Genomic DNA, 6,813 nt, shown 5'->3' with positions numbered 1-6,813 from the left:
GAACGGGGCTATCCAGGACGGCTCCGACGCCGTGATCACACCAGCCACACCAAGATCATCTCACCCGTGACCAGCAGTTACGGGACAACCCTTAGGCAGCGCCATCGTTCGCGGGTCTGTCGTTCTCCGTCGATCCACCGTGCTCGCGCGGTGTGCTCGGGGAGCGGAAGACCAGCCATGAAGTGCGCGATTTCGACGTAGTAGGCGTAGTCGCCGCTCTGCGTGAGTTCGCGCAGGCGGGTGATCGCGTTGGTGAGGTCGTCCTGGGCGTCGAGGATGGCGTGGTGGAAGCACAGGGCGAGTTGCAGTTTCGCCGCGGCGTAGGAAATGCCGGAGACGCCGATTTCAGCGAGCAGGACGGCCGCCCGGTCGGGCACGTCTGCGGCGATCCCGGCATCGCGTACGAGTGCGGCGATGCGAGCGGTCACCTCGCTGGAACGCAGGCTGACGCGCGACAGCAGCCGGTCCGCCAGGTCGAGTTCGTCATCGGCCCGCCGGGGATCGGTGAGGGAGACGGCGAAGGCGAGATGCGCCTGAACCATGGCGGCCTCGCCGAGTGCCCCGTGTCCCTCGGCTTCACTCCGGGCTGCCAGGTAGGCCGCGGTCGCCCGCTCGATGTCTCCCTGCACCCACCACACGTCCCCCAGCACCCGATGGTGTCGTCCCTCCCAGCCCAGCCTCCCCGCGGTTTCCAGAACTGCAGGGAAATCTCCGGACAGTCGGCTCAGGTGCGCTAGGCCGCGTCGAGCCGCGTCTGCGAGCCGACCGTCGGCGAAGGCGACGCGCTGCATGCCGCGGCGCGACTCCTCGGTCAACCCGAGGTCTCGCTGGGCCTTCGCCAGGTAGTACGTGGCCAGTTCCACCAGGTCGTCCGGGAGCAGCTCCGATGCAAGGACAGCAGTGAGCCGACTGGCTGTGCGTTCACGGTGTTGGTGCTGGCGTCGGGCGATGGCGCTGAGCGTTTCCACGAGGGCGTCCGCCGCAGTCTGCAGGCCGTCCGACGAGGTGGCATCGGCTGCGGGGAGTGCAAGTGGTTCCCAGATGGAGTCCGCTACATACTGGAAGGCTGCATCGGCGAGCCAGCCGAGATCGAGATGGAAGTCCCGTGCGAGGAGCAGCCCTTGCTGGAGGCAGCCGACCAAAACGGCGCGGTCGCGTCGCAGGTCCTGGCGCCACTGCGATTCCAGAGCGTGGAAGACACGTTGAGCCGCGCGCTGCCAGTCCTGGTCCGACCAGCGGTCGTCACTGCCGTCGTCCGCGTTGCGGATGGCGGCGCGGATCAGGTCGTGGACATGGAAGGGCCACACACCGGAGGGGGACTCCCGGATGAAGGGGCGCTCGGTCAACCGCAGGGCAGGCGCGTCGTGCTGCATGCCGGCGGCCTGGGTGGCCAGGGGCACGGAGAACGCGTTGAGCAGGCTGACCGAGCGGAGTACGTGGCGTTCCTCGGGGGTCAGGTCGCTGAGGGTGCGGGCGATCAGGGCCGGGAAGTCGTGATCGAAGTCGGTGACCTGCGGCTGCCTGCCGCCGCGCCGAAGCTCCAGGTAGCGCATGACCGACAGGTCCAGGTACAGAGGCAGCCCGTGGGAGCGCTCGGCGATGATCCGGCGGACTGGTTCGTCGATCAGCGGCTGCCCGTCGCGGCTGAGCCTGCGGGCCAGATAGTCCTCACAGTCTTCGGGGGAGAAGTCGCCGATCAGAATCTGGCGGCCGGATACGCCTGACCCGGTATGTGCTGTGTCGGCGATGAGGCTGGGCCAAGCGCTCGGCCCGGTCCAGTCGAGTTGCCCTTCCAAGCCCGTCTCCGCCCACTGCAGGCGGTTGCGCCCGGTGACGACGAAGAACGCGTTGGGCATCAGCCACACGATGCGCTGGAGCAGGCGCTCGAAGTCGCGGTGGGTGCGGTCACCTGTGTCCTCGAAGGTGTCCAGCAGGATCACCGGCAGTGCACTCTTGTCGGCCGGGAACTGGGCCAGGTCCCAGGCGAGAAGGTGCGGATAGAAGCTGAGGGCTTCCAGGTCGGGCTCCGCCTCCAGGAGATCGGCCAGGCGGGAACAGCCGGCGAGGGCGCGTACGGACTGGCGCCGCTCGCGTAACGCCTTGATGAGTGCGCCGGCCCCATGACCGAGCGCGCCGCCGACGGTGCCGGGTAGGAGCAGAGCCTGGGCGACGTCGCTGAGGGCGGACTGCATCTGCTGGGGTAGAGCGGCAGCGGCGCTGAAGCGGCTCAGCAGCCCGCGCCGGCGCAGGTAGTCCTCGATCGGTTCGCCCGGGTGGTTGTGCTCCCAGTAGCGGCGGAAGGCAAGGTCGAAGGCCGGCACCGGCCGACCGAGCGCAGCGACGGCAAGGCGGATGGTGAGGATGACGCGGTCGAAGTCCATGCCTGCGGCGCGCGCGAGGTCGATGCGGACCGGCAGCATCCGGTCCTGGGCGTGAGAGGGCGATTCCCATTGCACGGGACGGTGCTCGCTGCTGACGAGCGACGCCTCGATCTTGCGGGAGAGCGTGGACTTGCCGATCCCGCCCACACCGTGGAAGACGAGGATGTTGCGGCGGGGAGCCTCCAGGTCCTCCACGTCGAAGTCCGCACGGGTCACGTGCCGTACGTGCTCCGCGAGGCCGGCCGTCACCGCTTGCCACTGCGCCTGCCGGTTCGTGAACGCCTCACTGGCGGCGATGCTCCGGTCATTCGAGCTGAACAGCGTTCGAAGATCCCGCCCTGCCACCGCTCCCCCTCACGATCAACTGAAGCCAATCTATGCTCTCTTGAGGAGAGCCCGGCAGGTCGGCATTGAGGCTGGCTTACCAGGTCGCATCCGTCACAAAGCAGTTGAGTGCTGGCACCTCGCCTCCACTCGCTGTCACGCTCCAGGCCGCAGGCCGAGAACACTTAATGTCTCCAGTAGAGCGCATCAGACATCAGGCGGTGGGACGTAGCTTGCTGCTCGCTGACCAGATCACGCCACCTCAACCCCTTCCGCGTTGCGGCTGCAACCTGCGATGCGAGAGGATGTTCGACGAGCTGTGAGTCGTGCGTGACGCATGATCACGCTGCAACAATCGAGCAGTCGCAGTGCACAACATGCTTACGGGGGTGGGTGAATGAAGTTCGACATGGGGTCGACGACCCTGTCGGATCTCGGGAAGAGCACCGTCGGGTCCGGTGAGGATCTGGGCACGCTGATCCAGCAGTTGATCCAGGCGGCGGAGCCGCTGGAGGGGAAGTTCAACGGGGCGGGCAAAGCCGCGTTCGACACCTTCAAGATTCATGCGGACGAAATCACGGACGCGCTGAACAGCTCGCTCAGCGCGATCCTGGGCGGCCAGTCCGGCATGGACACCGCGTTCGGCACCGGTGACGTCGAGTTGGAAGACAACGCCAACCAGAACATGGGCGCCGCCAACTTCGACGCGGCCCGATTCGGCGCACGGTAACCACACAAGCGCGCACGCGCACGTCCACCGAGAACACCTTCATCGTCCTTCCAGGGGGAACTTGACCATGCCTCAGAGCCAGGACCGGCGTTCCTACGACACCGGCGCCTCCAGCGAAGTGCAGATCAGTCTGCAGGGAATCATCGGCCAGTTGGAGCGCGTGCTGACCGACCGTGAGCGCGCGGTGAAGGCGGCAATGGCCGACTTCGCCGCGGACGGCGTGGCCGACGAGTACCACGGCAAGGAGATGCGCTGGCACCGCGCCGCCAGCGAGGTCCGCGAGATCATCCGGCTGGTCCGCACGACGATGGAACAGAACGACGGAACCGCGCAGTCGACCCTGGCCAAGGCGAAGGCGGCCGTCGACAACATCGGCTGACACCCGACGCGCAGCGGTGGCAGGAACGGGGAGAGGGAAGCGGGGGCTGACGCATGCCGAGGTGGGACGTATCTCCGTCCGGGGTCGGAAGTGTGGTCTCGAACGTCGGAGAGGTCATGAAGGTCCTGGACGACATCGTCCAGGCGTACGCGAAGGACGTGGAGGGCGCGGCCACCGCGGCCGGGACGCTCGCTCCGGGCGGGGCGAGCGGGGAGCACAAGGGACAGACCGGGCTGGTGGCCGCCGCCATTGCGGAGTTCATCGAGGGCACCGCGGACGAGCTGAAGTTCATCGGCACACGCGTCGGCAAGTCCGTCAACGGTGCGGTGGAGGCCACCGTCGCGTACCAGGAAGGCGACCTGGAGATGGCGGCCGAGGTGCAGCACCGGGCGTCCGGGCTGGTCATGCCCGACATGCCGGTCGGCTGGAAGGCGGGCCGTCTGTGATCCAGCCGGAGTCCATCCCGCTGTTCACCGGCGATCTCGGCCAGTTGGAGCAGCACACCGACGCCCTGCGGGTCGAGGCGGACGGCATCCGCCAGGCCGGCGCGGAGGCCCATCGGCAGTTCCAGGGACTGTCGGCCTTCTACCAGGCCCCCGAGGCGGAGGCCCTCTTCACGTCCACCGGACCGGCACGTGACGGGGCCGACACCTTCGCGGACAAGGTCGCCACGGTCGCCGACGCCTTGTCGACGTACGCGGCCGAAGTCGCGCCGATCATCAAACGGTTGGAACACCTGAAGAGCAAGGCAACCGCGTTCGTGGCCGGACTCAAGACGCCCAGCGGGGAGTTCGACGAGAACTGGGACAAGGACGCGGACAAGATCGAAGAGCATCGGACGCTGATGCACGACGTGAACGTCGCGCAGGAAGCGTTCACAGCTGCCGAGATCGCCTGCAACAACAAGATCACGGCCCTGGTGGGCGGCACCCAGTACGTCATGAACACCGGCGCCAAGCAGTTCATGCCGCTCGGCGCGGAGCTCTATGGCTACAGCGCCGAGGTACTCGATCAGGCCAAGGAACTCCCCTGGGGCACACCGGTCACCCAGTCCCACGACTGGTGGGACCCGGACGACCTCGGCTACTACGCCAAGAGCTTCTTCTGGGACGGGCTGATCGTCGACAACGTCTGGGGCGCCGTCGACGGCCTCGCGACCCTGGTCGGAGTCCATGGCTCGGACGAAGCAGGACAGGCCTGGGAAGGCGTGGTGCGGGCGATCGTCGGAGCCGAGACCTACCTCATGGAATCCGGCGGCCAGAAGCCCACAGGTGTCTTCGCGTCCGACTTCGCCCAGGACAGCAAGGCGTACGCCAAGGAGTTCGGCAAGTCCTTCGTGGCCTGGGACATGTGGAAGGAAAACCCGGCGCGCGCCGCGGCCACCGTCGTCTTCAACGGCCTCACTCTGGGCGCCGGCCCGCTCAAGATCGCATCCGCCGGCAAGGCGGGCACCGCCGCCAAGGTCGCCACCACGGTCGCGAAGGTCGGCGACGTGATCGACCCGGTCGGCGCCGCAGTCAAGGTGACGGGTCACGCCATACCCAAGATCGCCCAGGTTACGGAAAACCTGCGCGGAGTGAACAACGTCCCCGACCTGCGCGCTCCGCACAGCGTTCTGGAACTCTCCGACGGCTCCAAGGTTGTCATCGAGAACGGCGAGTTCATCCCCTACGACAAACACGGCGACGTTGTCAGCGAGGCACCGAAGCAGGAGCGATCCACCACCGCGCAGACCACACCAGAACAGACACCGGTACGGGAGCCAGAGTTGGCTGGGGTGGGCGGCAGGTCCCAATCGCCACAGGCATCCGCGCAGGCTGAAGATGGGTCTAATGGCCATGCGGTGGACAACGGCGGCGGTGCGCGGGGGCACGCCTCGGAGGCCTCGTTCGCGCGCCACGGTGCATCGGATGGCGGGCACGGGGCGGGGAGCAGCGATGGGACGCCGCATGGTGTTGGGCGAGCTGGAACGTCACACCACTCCGGCAGCTCGTACGACGCCGACGGAGCCGGTGCCACCGGAGGGTCCGACGATGGGGCGGCCACGCCTGAGAACCAGGGCGCCGGCGGACCGGACAGCGGTGGGGACCGGGAGCTGAGCGCCGCAGAGCGGAAGCAGATCCAGGACGAGCACATTCGGAAGGCCAACGACCCCGACCGAACGTGGTTCAACAAGCACTACGACATTCTGGGTCGCCGTAGGCACCTCTTGAACAAGGATGGCACCCCAAAGCTGGTGGACGGCGTCGAACTCCCCCAGCTGGCCAAGAACGCTGAAGGAAAGTGGGTCGCCGCAAACGACCTGCCGAGTGGACCCTCTGAGGTCAAGTGGGGGCCGAAGAACCTCGGGACGGACACGGTTCCAGACGGAAATCTGTCTGCCCTCGACGCCGCAGCGGCGAACCGCAGGGCGTCGGTGGACCTCACCAACGCCGAAAAGGCCTTTGATGAGACACATTCCGCCGCCGCGCAGGAGGCCCTCACAAAGGCGCAGGAGGCATACACTGCGCGGCTCGGTGACGTGCCCAACAACAGCAAGATCTCCGAGGCCCTCGGCGAGAAGGCTGCCAGACTGCACGTAATTCCGCGCGAGTTCCCGACGGCCGACAGAATCAAGCTCCCGAAGACGCCCAACGGTGCCAACATGTTCGACGATGTGTACAGGCTCGGCGACGACGGCCACTACCTCATCGTCGAGGAAAAGGCACCGACGGGTGACCTCGACTGGCGCCGTGGACGCGCTGACCCGGAGGACCCGGCGAACCCACACATCGGCGACGATGGCGGGGCCCAGGGACTGCGGGTCAAGCAGGGCACTAAGCTGTACATACGTACGATCCTTGCCGAGATGACGCTACGTGGCGGAAGGCACGCCGACATCGCGAAGGCTCTCCGCACCGCGTTGGCGCAAGGGAAACTGCAGTACGTCCTGGTCAAGGCGAACAACAACCCAGGCTCCTCCTATGTTGGTGCCGTGCTGGAACACTTGAAGATCTAGT

General features: G+C 66.9%; 5 protein-coding genes. 4 read left to right on the top strand and 1 reads right to left on the bottom strand.

Going from position 1 to position 6,813, the window contains the following annotated elements; genetic code table 11:
- Window positions 1-77 precede the first annotated feature (77 nt).
- Entirely contained in the window at window positions 78-2,726 is a 2,649-nt protein-coding gene (locus ADK36_RS42915) for a hypothetical protein (RefSeq protein WP_053201480.1), read from the bottom strand.
- A gap of 376 nt (window positions 2,727-3,102) precedes the next feature.
- Here ADK36_RS42915 and ADK36_RS42910 point away from each other — a divergent pair, with 376 nt between their 5' ends.
- The 4 genes from ADK36_RS42910 (at window position 3,103) to ADK36_RS42895 (ending at window position 6,812) form a co-directional block, all read left to right on the top strand.
- Window positions 3,103-3,435: a hypothetical protein gene (locus tag ADK36_RS42910; protein WP_048584289.1), complete on the top strand. Its 333-nt coding sequence runs from the start codon at window positions 3,103-3,105 to the stop codon at window positions 3,433-3,435.
- A gap of 67 nt (window positions 3,436-3,502) precedes the next feature.
- A complete protein-coding gene (locus ADK36_RS42905; protein ID WP_048584288.1) occupies window positions 3,503-3,814 on the top strand; it encodes a pore-forming ESAT-6 family protein in 312 nt (103 codons plus the stop codon).
- A gap of 53 nt (window positions 3,815-3,867) precedes the next feature.
- A complete protein-coding gene (locus ADK36_RS42900) occupies window positions 3,868-4,260 on the top strand; it encodes a DUF6507 family protein (RefSeq protein ID WP_063776912.1) in 393 nt (130 codons plus the stop codon).
- Window positions 4,257-6,812 carry a hypothetical protein gene (locus ADK36_RS42895; RefSeq protein WP_048584286.1) on the top strand — a complete coding sequence of 852 codons (2,556 nt, stop codon included), beginning with the start codon at window positions 4,257-4,259 and terminating at the stop codon, window positions 6,810-6,812. Before ADK36_RS42900 ends, ADK36_RS42895 begins: the two co-directional genes overlap by 4 nt.
- The last annotated feature ends 1 nt before the right edge of the window (window position 6,813 follow it).

This window comes from Streptomyces viridochromogenes (genome assembly GCF_001270495.1).
GTDB lineage: Bacteria > Actinomycetota > Actinomycetes > Streptomycetales > Streptomycetaceae > Streptomyces > Streptomyces viridochromogenes_A.
Note: the sequence above shows the minus strand (reverse complement) of the source record. Positions and strands in the feature narration are given on the sequence as shown.